Below are 17,158 nucleotides of genomic sequence, written 5' to 3' on the forward strand. Positions count from 1 at the left end.
GCGGTGACGGACCTCGGGGGCCGGTGTGTGGGACTGCTTCGTAGCCAGTTCACTGCGACCGACGAGGCGCACCGGCCCACCTACGCAAACCCCCACCGGCCTTCTTCCCACCCCTCAACGGGAGGGGACGGGCCTGCGCAGCGGCACCGCCCGCCGCAGGCGCAACGGCGAGCAACAACCATGGCGGGCACGACAAAAACGCGGGCCTAAATCCTCTCAAGGCTCCGGCCCGTGCTACGCGGCCCCAGCAAGGCCACATCCACGCACAGCAGCAGCATCAACGCTGCCGAGCCCATGAAGACCGCCGCCGAGCCGAAGGCACTTAGCACGGGCAGGGCGATGAACGGCAGGGCGACCGACGTGAGCCGGGACAGTGAGTAGGCGATGCCGATGGCGCTGCTGCGCAGGCCGGTCGGGAAGAGCTCGGTCTGGTAGACGTGGAAGGCGTTGGAGAAGACATTGCTGCATACCGTCAGCAGGAAGCCGAAGGTGACGATGGCCCAGGGGGCGGTGGCGAAGCCCAAGGCCAGACCGCAGGCGGCGATGCCGAGCGCGGCGGCGATGATCAGCGTGCGGCGCTCGATCCGGTCGATGAGCGGGAGGGACAGCGCGGAGCCGAGCGGATAGCCGCAGAAGCTGAGCGCCGCGTACAGCAGTGAGTCGGTGACGGTGTGGCCCTTCGCGGTGAGCACCACCGGCGCCAGCGACCCGAAGCCGTAGTAGCCGACGGTCTGAAGTACCTGGAAGATCCACCACATGAGGGTGCGCCGCCGCTGCTCGCCCCGGAACATCTCCGCCAGCGGAACCTTCCGCTCCGGGACGGTCTCCGCCTCCGGGACGGACGGCAGGCTGCCTCCGGTCTCCCGGGCCACCCGCTTCTCCAGCCCGGCCACGATCCGTTCGGCCTCCGCGCCGCGCCCCTGCACCGTCAGCCACCGTGGTGATTCCGGCAGACGGCGCCGCATCAGCTGGAGGAACCCGGCGCCCAGCGCACCGGCGACCAGCAGCCAGCGCCAGCCCTCGATGCCGAACAGCTGGTGCGCGGCCACCAGCCGGGCACCGAGCAGCGCGGCGACCGGAACCCCGACAAAGCCGAGGGTGTACGCGTAGGCGATATAGCGGCCCCGTACCGCGCGGGGCAGGAACTCCGCGAGATAGGTGTCCACCAGCACGAGTTCGCCGCCGAGCCCGAGGCCGGCCAGAAAGCGCAGCACCAGCAGCCAGGACAGGTCCGGGGCGGCCGCGCACAGCAGTGAGAAGAGGGCGTAGCCGGCGAGGTTGACCAGGAACATCCGGCGCCGCCCGAAGCGGTCGGCGAGCACCGACAGCACATTCGCGCCGACGAACATGCCGAGGAAACCGGCGGCGATCACCCAGGACTTCGCGGTGGGCCCGAGGTGCCACTGGTCGGCGAGGACCGCGGCCAGCACCCCGCCGAGGAAGATCTCGTAGAGGTCGAAGAAGGCGCCGACGCCGACGAGGAGGGTGAGGCGGCGGTGCCACCGGGACGCCGGCAGCCGGTCCAGCCGTGCCGCGGCCCGGGCACCGATGGGGGTCCCCCCGCGCCGTTCAGGCGTGGAGGAGGTGGTGTCCGTCATGACGGTCCTCCCCTGAAGCAGGTCCCGGCGCGCGCGGGACGGAGCCGGGTCCGCACCGCGTGGTCGGGCGTACGGCGAGGACCGTACTCCGTCAAGATCAGCAAGCGGAAGACCGCCTGCCTCCGTCCTGGAAGAGTGGTATGGCCTGCGGATTCGGTGCGGCCGCGGGGGCGCTGGATACCATGCCGGGGTCAACCGAACGGTCCGGGAGGGGCTCCGCGTGACGGCGAAGCAGGACGCGCCACGGCTGTCCGATCTCATGCCGTGGTCCGTGGCGCCGCTGCGGCTCGGCCGTTCCTGGGTGCGGGCGCCGGATCCGGCCACCCTGCGGGCCCGTTGGGCGGCGCTGGTGGCCGCCGAGGACGCGGCGGAACGCGAGCGGCTGTTCCGGCCGTCCCGGGCCCGGACCCTGCACTCCGCCGTCGGCCAGCTGCCGGGCCAGGCCACCCCGACCGGGCGGCTGTACCGGGCGAGCGGACCGTGCCCCGAACCGGTGCGGATCCTGCACGGCCCGTTCGACCAGCAGTGGCTGCTGCCCGATCACCGGCTGCTCGACGGGGCGCGCCCGGAGCTGTGGCGGGTCGCGGACGCCCGGCAGCTGTTCGCGGTCGAGTGGCCGCAGGTACCGCAGCTGCCCGGCCCGGCCGTGCTGTGCTCGGCGCTGCTGCCGGACGGACGGTCGCCGGCCGGCCGCCCCGGCCGGATCCACCCCCTCTACCGGCGGCCCGGTGGGCAGGAGCCGAACGTCGCCCCGGGCCTGCTCGCCCTCCTCGGCCGGCGCCTGGACCGCCCGGCGGGCCCGACGGACCTGCTCGCCTGGCTCGCCGCGAGCGCTCACCACTCCCCCGACGGCTGCACGGTCCCGCTCACCACCGACCCGGAGCTCTGGGACCGCGGCGTCGCGCTCGGCGCCCGGCTGCTGTGGCTCGGGACCCGGGGCGCCTACGAGCACGGGGCCGACGGCGGACAGGCCGGCGAGCGGCCCCGGATGCCGGGCGGCCGGCGCCCGTATGTGCGCTCCGCGCTGCCCGCCCGTGGACTGCCCGAGGCCCTCGGCTACGACCCGGAGGAGGAGGCGCTGCTCCTCGGCAGCGGCCGGATCTCGCCGGTGCCGCCGGGCGCCTGGGACTTCCACGCGGGCGGCGTCCGGGTCCTGGAGGCGTGGTACGCCGAGCGCACCGGCGGGGGCACCGAACCGCCCGAGCCCGGTTCGCTGGCCGCGCTGCGCCCCGCCGGCTGGCCCCAGGAGTGGACCTCGGAGCTGCTGGAGCTGATCACCGTACTGGCCCTGCTGTCCGAACTCGCCCCGGAGTGCGCGGAGTTGCGGCGGCAGACGGCGGGGTCCGCACAGCTGACGGCGGGGGAACTACGGGCGGCCGGCGTTCTCCCGGCGCCGGTCTCCGCACACCGCCCGGCCTCCGTGCTCGACCATCACGAGGAGGGCCCGGAGGGGCAGTTCGCGCTGCTGTGAGCGCCGGACACCCGACGCGGCGAAGGAGCGCGGCGAGGCGCTGGGGCCGCGGGGCCGCGCACAGCAAACCACCCGTCGCTGTAGGAGCGACGGGTGGTGGGGAGTGGTGCAACCGGCCGGGCGGGGACGGGGCCGGGCGAAGAAGTGAGCGGCTCACAGCACCTCCGGGGCGAGGGATCCCACCCCGGCGAACACACCGACGTACTGCTGACGCCGCCGGCCTGATGAGCGATCGGACCGCAGTGCCGCGCCGGGACGGTGTGATCGCCCGAGATGCCGCTTCAGAAACGGGTCAGCCGTGCCCGCCGAACAGCGAGCGCCGCAGCCTGCGCAGCGGTGCGAACAGCGACACCCTGGCGCCGCGGCCGTTCCTCGTACGCGAGTGATCGCGCGCGGTGAGCTCCTGCATCAGTGACGTCGCGCCCTCCACCTCACGCTGCGGGAGGGCAGGGCCACCCAGCACCGCGAGATGGCGGTCGAGACGCGCACTGGTGGCGCCGCTCCCGCATTTGATGGCAGGGACTCGCGCCCTGCTACGCACTGTTATCTGTTCCATGACTCTCCCCACCCTATGAGGGCACCCCGGCCCGGGCAGGGTAACCCTATCTCTCTTGGAGGACACGCGTGCAGACCGGTCACCGGATTCACCTGCCTCGCTCGGACGTTGACGAACACCATACGGAATGTCACGTACAAGGCTTGGATCAGGGCGAGTTGAGCAACCGTCGGGTATCGGAGCGGGCCGTGCGGGGGGTCTGACGGGCCGCCGGAACGCACAAGGAGAGACCGGGATCACGGCCTCTCCCCGGCGCCCGGCGTACGGGTCGTCACGCAGCGGAGCTGAACACCGGCAGATAGCCGCCGGACTGGCCGGTGGCGGTGGGGTGGTAGGACTCCAGGACGGGGAAGGTCACGCTGTGCAGCCAGGCGCTGCCGGAGCACAGCTCATGGCCGGAAAAGGTGGCGTTGACATCGGCGAAGGTGAAGCCGTGGTCGGCGGCCCGCTTGGCGGTGACGCCGTTGATGTGGTCGGCGGCGGCGTTGATCGCGGCGCGGGACTTCTCGGAGAGACCGGCGATACAGGTTCCCCGGAGCTTGTAGAAGCGCGGGTAGCCCAGGACCACCACGTGCGCGTCCGGGGCCTTCTGGGAGATGGCGTCGTACACCTGGTCGAGCCGGCCGGGCAGGGTGGTGTCGATGTAGGTCCGGGCCTGGGCGACCCGGGCCAGACAGGCGCTCTCGCCCTGGAGCGCACAGGTCGTCATGGTGTCGGCGAATCCGGCGTCGTTGCCGCCGATGGAGATGCTCACCAGGCCGGTGGAGCTGTTGAGCGGGGCGAGTTGTCCGCTGAGAACATCACCCGTTCGGGCGCCCGAACAGGCGGTGAAGCCGAAGGAAGAGGGGGAGTGCGCGGCGGCCCAGAGGGCCGGGTAGGACTTGGTGCTGCGCTTGCAGGAGCCGCTGGCACTGTCGTAGCTGCCGGCTCCCACGCCGGAGGAGTAGGAGTCGCCGAGGGCCACATAGCCGGTGGCGGTGGGGAGTTGGGCGGAGGCGGCGGCGCTCGCGCCGGTGAGCGCGAGCGCCGTGGTGACGAAGAAGGCGGACGTCAAGGCCGCACATCGGGACAGTTTCATGGAACCTCCCTTAGCAGGAGCTCTGCCCTCTCTGTCGTAGCAAGACTCGCGGGTAGCCGGAAGTGTCCATGCCAAAAGTGGTGTCTGTGGTTCACGGTAAATCTGCCGATGTGGGGGGATGTTCACCGCCATGTCATCGCCTCGACGCGAGGTGCCGATGACACCCGGGAGAGGCCCGGGGGCCGCGTTCGACCTGCGCTCGGCCTGTCTTCGGCGCCCGCGCGGACTTTTGACGGTCCCTCGGCACCGTTGGCGTCACTCCTCGCTGTTGCGGCGACGGCGGGCGAGGCCGGGCACGACAAAGGCGGTGGCCGCGACGAAGGCGGCCACCAGCAGGAGCACCAGCGTCGGACGGGTCCCCAGGCCGAGCAGCCCGGCCCCGAGGAGGCCGCCGGCGAACATGCCGACGACCGACAGCAGCCGGCGGCCCGCGCTGTGCCCGCCGTACCCCAGTCGCGCGTCCCGCCCCAACGGCGACGCGCTGACCAGCGCCGTCATCGCCCGGGTCTCCACGGTCGTGGTGAGGTCGGGCGGCGCGGCCCGCATGGCGGTGACATTGCGCATGCCCATCGCCACCGCCATCAGACCGATGACGACATCGCGCCGGCCCTGCGGCAGCCCCGGGAGCGGCCCCGACTCCCAGGCCACCGCCGCGGCCGCGATCAGCAGCGCCGCCTCCACGGCCAGCGCCACCGGGAACCACTGGGAGGCCCGGGCGGCCAGAAGGGACTCCATCCGCGCCCCGAGGACCGCGCCCAGCGCGAAGGCGCCGAGCGAGATCGCCGTCGCCACGACCGGGAGCCCGCCCTGTCCGGCGATACCGAAGCCGAGGAAGAGCAGATTGCCGGTCTGGGTGGCGGTGAAGACCTGACCGAGCGCCAGGAAGCTGACGGCATCGAGCATCCCGGTGGCCACGGTCAGACCGACCATGACCACCGTCAGCGGGGTTCCGCTCGGTGGCTCCACGGACGCGACTCCTTCCCGCGGTCACCTCACCTCGCGGCACGTCCTCCCAGTCTCCGGGCGGCCCGCCCGACGGACCGTCATTGCGCCGTCTGTGGGCGGCCCGTCACCACCGGCCCCGGGCCCGGCCGCCGCCTGGCCCCGGCCCTCTCCGCCGCGGCGCACGGCTCCGGGGAAACGCCGGGATAATCCGTGTACGCGGTGGCCCGCCGTGACGGATCATGGCCGCATGTGTGCCGATCACGTCCAGCCGTCCGCCGCCGAGGAGTCCCTTCCGCTCCGGCTGACCATGGACGACAGCGATTCGCCCGCCGATGTCGTCGACGCGCTCTTCCTCGGCCGGTTCGCCAGGGGAGAGCAGCCGTACGCCCGCAGCCGGTCCGTCGACCGGGTCCGGGCCGGACTGACCCTGCTGCCCCCGGGCGCCCGGGTCCTGCGCTCGGCGAAGGACGAGGACCGCAGCGCCCTCCTCGCCGAGGGCGACGGCTTCACCCTGCTGGTCTCCCGCTGGAACCACGGCGCCGATGTGACGGTCACCGCCGTCACCGACGAGCTCGCCGAGAAGGTGCTGGGACAGGCCACGGACGGGGCGGAGGACGAGCCGGAGCCACAGCCGGAGAACGTCCCGATGGGCTTCTGGTACTTCTCCCCGCGCCGCGGGCCGCACCGTACGTCGCGGCAGATCTCGGCCGGCACCTGGGAAGAGATCCGCCCCAACTACACGGCGCCGGTGGCCGACGCGATGGACCGGCTGATGAAGGTGGCGCCCGAGGAGATCTCCGGCCGGCTGCTGTTGCTGCACGGCCCGCCCGGTACGGGCAAGACCTCCGCACTGCGCACGCTGGCCCGCTCCTGGCGGGACTGGTGCCAGGTGGACTGCGTCCTGGACCCGGAGCGGCTGTTCAACGACGTCGGCTATCTGATGGACATCGCGATCGGCGAGGACGACAGCACCGGCAAGAGCCGCTGGCGGCTGCTGCTCCTGGAGGACTGCGACGAGCTGATCCGCGGCGAGGCCAAGCACGCCGCGGGCCAGGCCCTGTCGCGGCTGCTCAACCTGACGGACGGTCTGCTCGGCCAGGGCCGGAACGTCCTGGTCGGGGTGACCACCAACGAGGACCTGGAGCGCATGCACCCGGCCGTGGTCCGCCCCGGCCGCTGTCTGGCCCGTATCGAGGTCGGCCCGCTGAGCCGCCCCGAAGCCACCCACTGGCTCGGCACGGACCAGGGCATCGGCCGCGAGGGCGCCACCCTCGCCGAGCTCTACGCGCTGCGCCGCGGCACCCGCCCCGCCTCGGTCCCGCCCCAGGACTCGGGCGCGGACGCGGGGCTGTATCTGTGAGCCAGGAAGGAGCGGGCCCGTCCGCGTCCGCGGTGCACCGGAACCGCCGAGGTCAGCTCGAATGTGCGCCGGGTGACGCGGACAGTGCCGCGGCCAGCCGGGGGCGCAGCACCTTTCCGGTGGCGGTGCGCGGTATCTCCCGTACCGGCACGATGCGCGACGGCAGTACGGCCTGCGGGAACCTCGCCTGCAAGGCTGCCCGGGCACCCGCGGTGTCCGTGGCGGTATCGAGTACCACTGCCGCGATGATGCTCTCCCCTGTGAACCTGTCCGGGACCGTGACGCAGGCCGCGTCCCGGACGTCCGGAAGGGCGCGCAGGACCCGGTCCATCTCTTCCAGCGACACGGTTTCCCCGGACACCTTGGCGATGTTCTTCAGCCTGCCCGTGAGGACGAAGTAGTCGCGCCCGTCCTCCTCGACCCGGTAACCCAGGTCCTGGGAGTGGAACCACCCGTCGCGGAAGGCGTCCGCGGTGGCCTCGGCGTTGCCGGTGTAGCCCGACATCACATTGAAGCCCCGCATGCACACCTCACCCGTCTGTCCGGGGCGCACCGGACGGCAGTCCTCATCAAGGACCGCCACCTCGTTGCCGTAGACAGCCACCCCGACCGAGGGGATGTCCGGGTCGAGCATGAGCCGCCGGTAGGTCTCCTCGGACAGGTTCGCCGGCATCGTGGTGGAGAAGTTCGTGGTTTCGGAGAGGCCGTAGCCCTGGAGCACCCGGGCACCGAGCCGGTCGGCGACCGAGCGGGCGGTGCGGGTGGTCAGCGGGGCCGCCGCCGAGACGAAGTAGTCGAAGTCCGGCGGTACTTCGGGGCCGCGCCACGTTTCCGCGAGCGCTTCGAGTATGCCCGGGACCACGCTCGCGAGGCGCGGACGGTAGTACCGCAGCGTCTTCGGATAGCTCATCGGCGAGAACGACTCGGCGAGAATCGTGTGCGCCCCGGCCATCATGGTGCCCAGGACGGTGAAGTGGGCTCCGTTGACGTGGTGGATGGGCAGGCATCCCAGCACCCGGTCACCGGCGGCCAGCCCGTGGTGGCGCCGCACCGCCTCGGCATTGGCCACCGCGTTGAGGTGTGACTGCGCGACGATCTTGGACGCCGCGGTGGAGCCGGAGGTCGCGAAGTACAGCGCGTCAGCGGTCGGGTCGACAGGTGGCAGCGGTAGCCCCCGCTCCGCCAGGTCTTCCCAGTGCGGCAGGGTGATGGCGTCCGCGTACGGCGCCTCGGTGCCGGGTGCTTGGAGCACCGCCAGCGCGCCGGCGGCCTCGACCTGCTGAGCGCGGCGTTCCGGCGGATCGGACGGCCCGAGCATGAGCAGGCCGAACCCGGCGCGCAGCACGCCCAGTACCGCCAGGACCGAGGGCACGTCATTCGTCGGCGCGAGGGCGAGCACGGCCGGGCGGGCGGTACCCCACTCGGCGCACAGCCATCCCGCGAGCGCGCGGCTCGCGGCCTCGGCGGTGCGGTAGTCCAGTGTGGTCTCCGTGCCGTTGTGTGCCACGGCGGTGATCAGTGGTGCGTTGCCCTGACGCCGTGCGAACCAGTGCAGTGCGTCGAACGGGGTACGCCACGCCGAACAGGGGAAGCCGGGGCCGGCTCCCAGATACCTATGAGCGCGGATGCGGTCAGCAGAGGTCATTGCACAGCCATCCCTCGTGGTTCACCTTGAATCTGCGGAATGCGGAAGGCAGGAACGCGGAATGCGGAAGGCGGAATGCCGGGTCTAGTCCCGGTCGTGCGTCATGCCCGTGGCGGGGACCTGTTCGCGGGCCGGGTACGGGAGGGGCTGTGCGCGGCGGGTCCGTTCGGCCCAGGCCACCACTGCTCCCGTGGGCAGAACCGCCAGCAGGAACGCTCCCCCCAGCACGAGCCAGCCGGGCGGGCCCCACTGGATCAGGAGGACGGTCAGCAAGGTGGGCGCGATCACCATGGCGGTGGCGTAACCGGTCATCGCGAAGCCCTGGTACTGGCCTTGCTTCCCTGCCGGGGCCAGGGTGAAGGTGATGTGCCACGAGGCCGCCGACACCAGCAGTTCGCCGCATACGTGCAGGGCGCCGGCCACCAGCAGCAACACGGTCGACACGACCGGCGAACCACCCGCCGAAACGGCGAACAGGCCACAGGCGGCGCCCAGCGCCATCCCTGACCACCGGTACGCCCGCACGGCTCTGGGCATCGTGGTCACCCGGGTGCCGATGCGCACCTGGAACAGCACGATGCTGACCGTGTTCAGCACGAACAGGACGGTCACCATCGCCGTCGAGGCATGGGTGTACCTGGTGATCCACAGCGGCAGCACGATCTCCAGCAGCACCGTGTGCAGGGCGAGCACCGCACCGAGTGCGGTGAAGAGCGCGAACGGGCCGTCGCGGAAGACCGCCCAGGTGGGCTCGCCCGGTGGCGAGTCGGGCGCCGGCGGGACCGGGGGCAGGGTCGCGAGCATGGCCGCGGAGGCGAAGAAGCCCAGCGCATTCACGATGATGACCGTCGAGAAGGCCGCGGTGGTGCCGCTCTGCAAGGCGAGGCTCGCTCCCGCGGCGCCGACTCCGATGCCGGCGTTGTTCACCGCCCGGACCGTCGCCTGCGTCCGCACCACCTCGTCGCCGCCCACCAGCCGCGCGATGAGCGCCTGTTGCGCGGCACGGGACCCGCGCTGTGACGCGGTGAACAGGCACGCCACCAGAACGAAGACCGGGAAGCTGCGCACCAGCAAGTAGCCCGACGCCGCCACGCCGTTGAGCGCCACGAGCAGGACGGCGACGCGCTGCGGACCCCGGCGGTCGGCCAGGTGCCCCAGGGGCACGCCGACCAGCATGCCGATCGCGCAGGCGATCGTCAGCCCCAGGCCCATCTCGGTGAGCGTGAGGCCGCCGACCTGGGTGAAGTAGATCGCCGAGCAGGTCGCGAACGCGCCACTGCCCGCGGTCATCAGCAAGCTGGCGAGGAAAAGCCTGCGGGTAGGAGTCAGGCTCGGCAACATCAAGGAATGCCCTTCTTGGGTCGCGCCGTTGACCGGTTCAGGACAGCAGCAGTCGAGGGCGGTGGACATCCAGCCAGGTCGCGAGGTTCAGGCTGCGCTCCAGTCCGCTCCGCACCGCCGGGCCCGTTTCCCCGGTCCCGGCCTTCTCCAGCCATGGCCTGCTGATCAGCCCGAACACCGGGTGGTCCGCGTCGGCGAGCAGTTCCTGCGCCTGATGCCGTAACGCGGCGAGATAGCGCGGGTCCTGGATGGACGGGTACGCGCTCTTGACCCGGTCGGCCACCGACGGGGGCAGCAGGTCCCGGACGGCCGCCCGCAACAGGCTCTTCTCGCGACCGTCGAAGCTCTTCATCGTCCATGGTGTGTTGTGGACGTACTCCACCAGCCGGTGATCGCAGAACGGCACCCGTACCTCCAGCCCGACGGCCATGCTCATCCGGTCCTTGCGGTCCAGCAGCATGCGCATGAACCGGGTGATGCCGAGGTGCGAGGTCACCCGCCGGATGCGGGCCTCGGCGTCGTCGCCGGGCAGCTGCTCCACCTCGGCCACCGCGTCGGCGTAGCGGTCCGCCGTGTAGGCGGGCAGGTCCAGCGCCTGGAGCAGCTCCGGCCGCAGTACGCCGCCGTCCCGGCCCTGGCTGCCCGAGGGTGCCCCGTTCGCCGGCGACATCCACGGGAAGGTACCGGCCCGCTGCGCCGCCAGGGACCGGTGCCAGTGGTAGCCGCCGAACACCTCGTCGGCGCTCTCGCCGGACAGTGCCACCGCCGAGTGCTGCCGGACCGCGTGGAACAGCCGGTAGAGCGAGACATCGGTGTCACCGGTGCCGGCCGGGACGTCCCGGGCGGTGATCACCGCGCGGCGGATGGCCGGGGCGGCGAGCGAGTCCGTGTCCAGCACGATGTCCGAGTGGACCGTGCCCACATGTGCGACCACGTCCCGTACATAGGGCGCGTCCGGGGTGGGGCGGGCCGGGTCCGGTATGAAGTTCTCGGTCTGTCCGGCGAAGTCGACGGAGAAACTGTGTGCCTTGTCCCCGTGGAGGGACAGCTGCTGCGCGGAGAGCGCGGTCACCGCGCTGGAGTCCAGTCCGCCGGAGAGCAGCAGGCACAGCGGGACATCGGCGACCAGCTGCCGGGAGACGATGTCTTCGAGCAGTTCGCGCACCTGGGAAATGGTCGCGTCGCGGTCATCGGTGTGTTCTTTCGAGGTCAGCGCCCAATAGACGTGCTCACGCACACCCGTGGCATCGATCGTGGTCACCGTGCCGGGCTTGACCTCGTGCATGCCCGCCCATACGGCATGCCCCGGCGTCTTGATGAAGCCGAAGAGCTCCCGCAGGCCGTCCAGGCCGACGGTCCTGGTGGCCAGCGGGTTCGCCAGGATCGCCTTGGGCTCCGAGCCGAAGAGCACGCCGTCCGCCGTGGGCTGGTAGTACAGCGGCTTGATGCCCAGCCGGTCACGGATCAGGACCAGCTGCGCCGAGCGGGGGTCCCAGACGGCGAAGGCGTACATGCCGTTGAGCCGTTCGGCGACCGCCGCACCCCACTCCAGGTAGCCGCGCAGCACCACCTCGGTGTCTCCGGCGGAGCGGAAGACATGCCCGCGGCGGCGCAACTCCTCCCGCAGCTCACGGTAGTTGTAGACCTCGCCGCTGTAGACCATGGCCGGCGGGGCGGCGGGGCCGTCCAGCGTCATCGGCTGGGTACTGCCGTCGAGGTCGATGACCGCCAGCCGCCGGTGGCCGAGCGCGGCGCGACCGCGTGGCTCGGTCCAGGTGCCGGCCGCGTCCGGACCGCGGCAGGACATGGTCTCGGTCATCGCCTCCAGCGTTTGCCTCTCCCGGTTCAGGTCCCGGTCGAAGGCAACCCATCCGGCGATACCACACATGCGACTGTCTCCCTCGGAAAGCAGAACGGGGGCTGAGCGATCCGGTAAAAGTCACCGGCGCGATGGTGACGGGGCACGCACTCATCCACCCGCTGCGAAAAGGTAACAGCGGGCTCGGAGAGCACATACCGCTTCCGGTAATGGGCGGGCCACTCGCGAGGAACACGGGATGCGGCCGCCGTTGGTGCGGTGCGCCTCGGCACGAGCGTCTCATCAGCGACGGGACATCACCGGCACCGGCGGATTGCCGGGAGGTTTCCCCGCAGTGCCGGATGCGGCCCGGCCGGTATTCCGGGCATGGTGCGGAATGCAGCGCCGCGGAAGGGAGCTGATCCACGCTCCCGATGGCCACCATGACAATGCCGCCGGACCTCAAGGAGACACTTATGCCGGGCACGGAATTCATGACCGCCGCGATAACGGCGGTTTCGCGGTGACCGAATTCGTCTGGGAAGTCGCCGCGGACGCCGGCGAGGTGCACGATCTGCTGTGTGCGAGCGACCGCTATCAGGCGGAGCGGTTCCACTCGCCCGTGCCGCAGCGCAATCCCGCCACCACCGCGTCCCGGGTACAGGAGGGCCTGGTGCACCTGTTGCGCGCCGGAGGGGCGGCGGCCGCCATGTTCACCCTCACCCGGACACCGGCCTTCACCGAGCCGCCGGGAGTCTTTCCGGCGGCCACGCACCCCGCGTACCTGAGCAGGCTCGCCGTCCGGCCCGATCTCGTCGCCACCGCCTCGCTCGCCGGGCCGCTGTGCCTGCGCCGGGCCATGGCGCTCGCGCGGGAGCGCGGCGCGGACATGCTGAGAGCCGAAGCGAACCCCGACATCGAGTCCACCGTGGAGTGCATGACGCTCCTGGGCTTCCGCCGCTGCACCACGCCATCCGAGGGGGCCGACGGGCCGCGGCGCGTCCACCTCTATCGCGTGCTGACCTGAGTCGCCTCAGTCGCGGTCGAACCGGTAGGTGCTGCGGTGCCGGTAGACCTCGCCCGGGTCGAGCCGTGCGGACGGGTAGTCCGGGCGGTTCGGTGCGTCCGGCAGGGCCCCGGTCTCCAGGCAGATCCCGCTGCGCGGGCGCTGGGCGAACCAGTCCCCGGTGTACACGCCGACCGCCGGCTGGTCCGTACCGAGCCGCAGCACCCGGCCGCTTCCCGGATGCGACAGCTCCGCGAGCACCGGCCCGCCCGGGGCGAGGAAGCAGTTGTCGATACGGACACCGTCGAGCGACCGCTCGGCGGTGAAGTCGCGGGCGGTGCCGCGCACGTCCTCGGGAGCGCCGGGAAGAGGGATGAGGTCGTCGTCGAAGCGCACCGCCTCGGTCGCGCCGAGCCGGAGCCGGTGCCCGTCGATGGTGCCTTCACCCGCGAGGTTCCAGAAGGCGTGGTTCGTCATCCCGACGACGGTGGGGGCCGTGGTGCGCGCGGTGTACTCGATGGTCAGCGTGCCGTCCGGCTCGATCCGGTAGGTGGCCTGCGCCCTCAGTTCGCCCGGGTAGCCCTGGTCGCCGTCCGGGCTGACCGCGGACAGCCGCACCTCCAGCGCGTCTCCGTCGCCCGACGCGTCGGCCGACCACACGCGGCGGTCGAGCCCCTCGGAGCCGCCGTGCACCTGGTGCGCGCCCTCGTTGCGGTCCAGCGTGTGGCGCACGCCGTCGAGGGTGAACTCGGCGCCCGACACACAGCGGCAGTAGCGGCCGAGGGTGGCCCCGACGTACGGATTCGTCCGGCGGTCCAGGTAGGCGTCGAGACCGGTCAGGCGCACACAGACATTGGCGTACCGGCCGTCCCGGTCCGGTGCGTGGACCTCGACCAGGGTGGCGCCGTAGCTCCACACCGTCACCGCGGGCCCGTTTCCGGTGTCCAGCACATAGGACTCCACCGGGGCGGCGGGGTGTCCGGCGCGGGCGGGCGCGATACCGACGGTGGTGCGCTCGATGGTGGGACGTGCTGCCACAAGGTCTCCTCTCGGCACCGACGCTCGGTGACCGCCAGACACTAATCACGCGGGCCCCGCACCGCGCCCACCCGGCGGTAATTGCCGGGCCATTGGCCTCACGTGGCGGGCCGTTCCGAAGGAAGCGCTCAACGGGCGGACCGATTGCCGGAAGGGTGGCGCCGTAGTTACCCGTGCGGTGATCCGGCCGCGTTACGTTCGACCCGCAGTGGCGATCCTTCCCGAGGGCGGACGCAGCAACGGCCGATACCGCGAGGCGGGCGCACACGTCGTCCCGTGCCGGTGGAGCATCTACACAGGACAGGTGAGACATGAAAGACGGCCTTGCGCTGACCGAGAATGACCTACGCGACTACGTCCACGCGCTGCTGTGCGACCTCCTGTTGAGGGAATCCATTCCGGCCGGCTACGACCTCAAGGACAGTGGCGCCCTCAACTCCATCATGTTCCTCCAGCTGTTCGTCCGGCTGGAGGAACAGTTCGGGATACACATCACCGGCGCCGATGTGAACCAGGAAAACTTCCGCACCGTGGAGTCGATCACCCGGTTCGTCCATGCGAAGCGAGCCGACGTCTGATGGGCGCGGAAGTCACCCTCAGCGGCTGCACGCCCGCCGATTACGCCGAGATATGCACCCTTCAGGAAGGGCTGTGGGCCGGCGGGCCGGACGGCAATCACGCTTACCTGACGTGGAAGTACCACGCCAATCCCTATCTCGACGAGCGTTACACCGTGATCGCCCGCTCGCCGTCGGCCGAGGGCGCCGAACTGGTCGGCATGGTGGGGGTTTTCGGCTCCTGCTGGGAAAGGGACGGGCGCCGCTTCACGCTGCCCTGTCTGACGGACACGATCCTGGCCGGCGAGTACCGCAACAGCCCGCTCTTCCACGACATGGTCGACGAGGTGCTCTCCCGGCTGCGCCGCGACGGCGTCCCGTGGCTGCTCGACTTCGGCGACCAGGGCACCGTGCCGGCGATGTTGATCCGTGGCTGGCGGCAGGTCGGTGTCTGGGGACAGTCCGTGGTGACCCGGGCCGCCGGCGCCGGGCCCCACGGACCGTGGGACGCGTTGCCGGTCACCCGCGGAGCACGCTCCGGTGCGCTGATCTCGCCGGCCCGCACCCCGGACCTCGACGCCATGGCCGAGGTCGTGCGCGAACTGCCCACCGACGGCCGCCTCCGCGTCGCGCGCGACAGCGCCTACTTCGGCTGGCGGGCCGCGAATCCGCTGGCGGCGTACTACTACCTCGTGGCGCGGTCGGAGGCAGGAAGCGCCGAGGGCTATCTCGTCGCCCATCGCTCCGGCGTGGACACCGACCAGGGGCCGACCCCGACCACGGTCGTCGAGTGTGAGGCCCGCACGGAGGAGGTCTGCGCCGACCTCATCCAGATCGCCCACGAGTCCCTGCCCGGCACCCGTGTGCTCATGTGGACCCGGGATCTGGCAGAAGCGGGAGCCGGCGTCCTGGCCGGCATGGGCGCCGAGTTCGTCGAGCCGACCGGCCGGCCCACCCAGGACCGGCCGCTGCCCAGCCTCCTCATCCGCGAAACCGGTGCCCCTCCGCTCGCGGCCGGGCTCCCGGACATGAACCGGCTCGATGGATGGGACTTCCGCGGTGTCTCCGGCCGGGGCTGGCGCTAGGCCGTGGCCGCCCGGTTCCCGTCTCCTGCCACGCGATCCACGTGGACCAGGTACCGCTCCACAAGAGGAAGAGAGGTGTTGACGTGACCGGCCATCGAGCAGGCGCGTTTCCGAACGCTACCCTCGTCGGGGAACATCGGGAGTTGCCGGCGTCCTCCGTGGTGGAGCTGATCGGCCGATGGGCCGAGACCGCGCCGGACGCGGTCGCGCTCGAATGCGGAGACACCCGGACCACGTTCCGTCAGCTGTGGCGGCGCAGTATGTCCCTCGCCGCCGGGCTGCGGGACATGGGCGTGCAGCCGGGTGAGGTCATCGGGGTCATCGCCCACCGCACCGCGGAGTCGGTGGCGGCGATGATCGCGGTCATGGCCGTCCGCGCGACCTACGCGCCGATCGATCCCACCAACCCCCTCGGGCGCGTGCGGCTCATCCTCGACCAGGTACAGCCGCGCGTCATGCTGTGGGACGGCGGCGGCTCCGCCGAATGCGCCGCCGGCTTCCCCACGCTCAACACCTCCGACCTGCCGGATCTGCCGGCGGACGGCCCGGCCCCCGTCACCGGCGGCCCGCGCCACGACGATCCGGCCTACGTGGTCTTCACCTCGGGCTCGACGGGGTTGCCCAAGGGCGTGGTGGTGGAACACCGGTCGCTGGTCAACTACATCGGCTGGGCCACGACCCATGTCCTGCCGGACGCCGGCGGTGCCGCCTGCCCGGTGTTCGCCAGCATGAGCTTCGACCTCGCTCTCACCACCCTCTGGGTGCCCTTGGCTCAGGGCCGCACGATCGTGATGATCGAGGACTCCTGGGACTACCCGAGCCTGTTCGCCCCCCGATCCCGGCCGTATGACTTCATCAAGGCCACACCCAGCCACTTCCGCCTGTTCGAACGCATGCTGCGGCCGGAGTACCGGGCCGTCGCCAAGCGGCTGATGATCGGCGGTGAGCCGCTGGAACCGGCCATGCTGCGGCAGATGGGCGACCGGCTCGACGGCGTGGAAGTGGTCAACCACTACGGGCCGACCGAGACCACGATCGGCTGCTGCGCCTTCCGTTCCACGGTCCGGGAGATACCCGACCTGCCCACCGTGCCCATCGGCAGCCCAGCCTGGAACACCGCGGCCTACGTGGTGGACGAGCGCGGCGGACCGGTGGGAGTGGGCGGCCACGGTGAACTCATCGTCAGCGGATTCGGTATCGCCCGCGGCTACCTCGGCGGCGGCGGGGACCGCTTCTTCGAGGAGGCCGCGTTCGGCGGCCGTGCCTACCGCACGGGCGACATCGTCGAGGTGCTGCCCGAGGGTGTGCTGCTGCATCTCGGGCGGCAGGACAGCCAGTTGAAGGTGAGCGGCCACCGGTTCGAACCGGCCGAGCTGCGCCGCCACGCGCTCTCGCTGCCGCTGATCGCCGACGCCGCCTTCGACGTCATCCGCGGTGGTGTCCTGGACGCGGTCGAGGTCTTTGTGGTCTTCGACGACCGGCCGGCGCAGACGCCGCCCACCGAGCGGGAGATCCGCGCCCAGCTCGCCTCCCTGCTGCCCAAGGAACTGGTGCCCCAACGGGTCCATGTCGTGCCCGAGATCAAGGTCAACGCCAACGGCAAACGGGACGTCCGGGCCACCAGGGAACTGGCCGAGGCGCGGGCGGGGGAAACCGGTCCGTGAGCCCGGCAGGGACAGC

General features: G+C 71.5%; 14 protein-coding genes. 6 read left to right on the plus strand and 8 right to left on the minus strand.

The window, feature by feature from the left end; all coding sequences use genetic code 11:
- Positions 1-206: 206 nt before the first annotated feature.
- Positions 207-1,598, minus strand: coding sequence for an MFS transporter (locus AC3EUV_RS12740; protein WP_432145471.1), 1,392 nt, complete (start codon positions 1,596-1,598; stop codon positions 207-209).
- 220 nt (positions 1,599-1,818) lie between these two features.
- On the opposite strand from AC3EUV_RS12740, the gene AC3EUV_RS12745 reads away from it, so the two are divergent.
- Entirely contained in the window at positions 1,819-3,069 is a 1,251-nt protein-coding gene (locus AC3EUV_RS12745) for a type ISP restriction/modification enzyme (protein WP_432145472.1), read from the plus strand.
- A 292-nt stretch (positions 3,070-3,361) separates the two neighbouring features.
- Here the strand turns inward: AC3EUV_RS12745 and AC3EUV_RS12750 are convergent, their stop codons facing one another.
- The 3 genes from AC3EUV_RS12750 to AC3EUV_RS12760 form a co-directional block, all read right to left on the minus strand.
- Positions 3,362-3,625: a hypothetical protein gene (locus tag AC3EUV_RS12750; RefSeq protein ID WP_432145473.1), complete on the minus strand. Its 264-nt coding sequence runs from the start codon at positions 3,623-3,625 to the stop codon at positions 3,362-3,364.
- A 271-nt stretch (positions 3,626-3,896) separates the two neighbouring features.
- The gene (locus AC3EUV_RS12755; protein ID WP_435602924.1) at positions 3,897-4,703 is read right to left on the minus strand and encodes an SGNH/GDSL hydrolase family protein; all 807 of its coding nucleotides are present in this window, start codon (positions 4,701-4,703) and stop codon (positions 3,897-3,899) included.
- Between the two features lie 255 nt (positions 4,704-4,958).
- Positions 4,959-5,669: a YoaK family protein gene (locus AC3EUV_RS12760; RefSeq protein ID WP_432145475.1), complete on the minus strand. Its 711-nt coding sequence runs from the start codon at positions 5,667-5,669 to the stop codon at positions 4,959-4,961.
- Between the two features lie 226 nt (positions 5,670-5,895).
- On the opposite strand from AC3EUV_RS12760, the gene AC3EUV_RS12765 reads away from it, so the two are divergent.
- A complete protein-coding gene (locus AC3EUV_RS12765) occupies positions 5,896-7,008 on the plus strand; it encodes a DUF5925 domain-containing protein (RefSeq protein WP_435602925.1) in 1,113 nt (370 codons plus the stop codon).
- A 52-nt stretch (positions 7,009-7,060) separates the two neighbouring features.
- Here the strand turns inward: AC3EUV_RS12765 and AC3EUV_RS12770 are convergent, their stop codons facing one another.
- From AC3EUV_RS12770 to asnB, 3 genes are all read right to left on the minus strand, one after another.
- The gene (locus AC3EUV_RS12770; protein WP_435602926.1) at positions 7,061-8,653 is read right to left on the minus strand and encodes a class I adenylate-forming enzyme family protein; all 1,593 of its coding nucleotides are present in this window, start codon (positions 8,651-8,653) and stop codon (positions 7,061-7,063) included.
- An 84-nt stretch (positions 8,654-8,737) separates the two neighbouring features.
- Positions 8,738-10,063, minus strand: a complete 1,326-nt coding sequence (locus AC3EUV_RS12775) for an MFS transporter (protein ID WP_432145478.1) — start codon at positions 10,061-10,063, stop codon at positions 8,738-8,740.
- Positions 10,032-11,882, minus strand: a complete 1,851-nt coding sequence (gene asnB / locus AC3EUV_RS12780; RefSeq protein WP_435602927.1) for an asparagine synthase (glutamine-hydrolyzing) — start codon at positions 11,880-11,882, stop codon at positions 10,032-10,034. The genes AC3EUV_RS12775 and asnB overlap by 32 nt, the downstream gene beginning before the upstream one ends.
- Positions 11,883-12,315: 433 nt before the next feature.
- Here asnB and AC3EUV_RS12785 point away from each other — a divergent pair, with 433 nt between their 5' ends.
- Positions 12,316-12,819 (plus strand): hypothetical protein, encoded by a 504-nt coding sequence (locus AC3EUV_RS12785; RefSeq protein ID WP_432145480.1) that lies wholly within the window; start codon positions 12,316-12,318, stop codon positions 12,817-12,819.
- A gap of 6 nt (positions 12,820-12,825) precedes the next feature.
- Here the strand turns inward: AC3EUV_RS12785 and AC3EUV_RS12790 are convergent, their stop codons facing one another.
- Entirely contained in the window at positions 12,826-13,836 is a 1,011-nt protein-coding gene (locus AC3EUV_RS12790) for an aldose epimerase family protein (protein WP_432145481.1), read from the minus strand.
- A gap of 311 nt (positions 13,837-14,147) precedes the next feature.
- Here AC3EUV_RS12790 and AC3EUV_RS12795 point away from each other — a divergent pair, with 311 nt between their 5' ends.
- The 3 genes from AC3EUV_RS12795 to AC3EUV_RS12805 all read left to right on the plus strand — a co-directional run bounded on the left by AC3EUV_RS12795 (position 14,148) and on the right by AC3EUV_RS12805 (position 17,142).
- Entirely contained in the window at positions 14,148-14,414 is a 267-nt protein-coding gene (locus AC3EUV_RS12795; protein ID WP_432145482.1) for an acyl carrier protein, read from the plus strand.
- Entirely contained in the window at positions 14,414-15,478 is a 1,065-nt protein-coding gene (locus AC3EUV_RS12800) for a hypothetical protein (RefSeq protein WP_432145483.1), read from the plus strand. The genes AC3EUV_RS12795 and AC3EUV_RS12800 overlap by 1 nt, the downstream gene beginning before the upstream one ends.
- A gap of 143 nt (positions 15,479-15,621) precedes the next feature.
- Entirely contained in the window at positions 15,622-17,142 is a 1,521-nt protein-coding gene (locus AC3EUV_RS12805; RefSeq protein WP_435602928.1) for an amino acid adenylation domain-containing protein, read from the plus strand.
- Positions 17,143-17,158 lie beyond the last annotated feature (16 nt).

The sequence above is a fragment of the Streptomyces sp. bgisy130 genome (genome assembly GCF_057708345.1).